General features: G+C 70.5%; 1 protein-coding gene. It reads left to right on the plus strand.

The window, feature by feature from the left end; all coding sequences use genetic code 11:
* Window positions 1–294 precede the first annotated feature (294 nt).
* The coding region (locus HMPREF3115_RS15070) for a sigma-54-dependent Fis family transcriptional regulator (RefSeq protein WP_141751679.1) at window positions 295–1,226 on the plus strand (932 nt) is incomplete at its 3' end.

Raw genomic sequence — 1,226 nt, forward strand, 5'->3', positions numbered from 1 at the left:
CCGAGCGGCGCCGGCGTCTCACGCGCGCGCGACGCTGCGCGCCTCGTCATCGCACGCGCCGCGACGCCGCGCATCGCGCGCAAACCCGCGTGCGGCGCGGCTGTGCGCCGCATTACGCCGGCGCGCCGCCGGCCGAACGACGCGGCGATGCGCGTCTCAATCGCGCGAGACGCGCGGCGGCGGCCGTGAGACGAATGTCTCACGCGGCTCGCGTGCTGCGGCGCAATGTGATCCGCCGAAACGGATGTGCTACAAGAGCATCGAATTCCCCGTCGTACGGAACCGGAGCCGACCATGCCTTACGTCGTTCCCCACGCCCAGCATGCGGACCGCGTGCTCGGTGCGCTCGCCGGCCGTTTGCCGCCGCCGGCCGATTCGACGCGCCTCGTTTCGTCATGGCAGCGCTCGCTCGAGCGCTACCGGCTCGACCCCGCGTCGTCGATCGGCCCGCGCGTGCTGACCGCGGCCGAGCTGCGCGAGGTGCGCGACAAGGAAGAAGCGTTTTTGCGCGCATCGGGCCAGTGCCTGACGCGGCTGCACGAGATGATCCGCGTCGCCGATTACTGCGTGATGCTGACCGACGCGCACGGCGTGACGATCGACTATCGGATCGATCGCGAGCGTCGCAACGACTTCCGCCATGCGGGGCTGCACATCGGCTCGTGCTGGTCGGAGAGCGAGGAAGGCACGTGCGGCGTCGCGAGCGTGCTGACCGATCTCGCGCCGATCACCGTGCACAAGACCGACCATTTTCGCGCCGCGTTCACGACGCTCACCTGCAGCGCGGCGCCGATCTTTTCGCCGGCCGGCGAGCTGATCGGCGTGCTCGACGCGTCGGCCGTGCAGTCGCCCGACAATCGCGACAGCCAGCGCCTCGTCTATCAGCTCGTGCGGCAGAGCGCGGCGCTGATCGAGGACGGCTATTTCGTGCACAGCACGGCGCAGCACTGGATCCTGTTCGGGCATCCTAATCGTCACTACGTCGAGGCACAGCCCGAATGGCTGATCGCGTTCGACGAATGCGGCAACATCGTCGCCGCCAACCGGCGCGCGCGCGACGCGCTGCCGGAGCTGCGCGAGCCGCGCCACATCGACGAGATTTTCGACGTGACCGACATGCCGCTGCGCGACGCCGCGCGGCTCGACGCGATCGTCGCGCTGCGGTTGCGCGCGACCGGTGCGACGCTGCATGCGCGGCTGCGCGCGCCGTTGCGCCGCGCGGGACG

It is taken from the genome of Burkholderia sp. HMSC10F09 (genome assembly GCF_001806955.1).
GTDB lineage: Bacteria > Pseudomonadota > Gammaproteobacteria > Burkholderiales > Burkholderiaceae > Burkholderia > Burkholderia multivorans.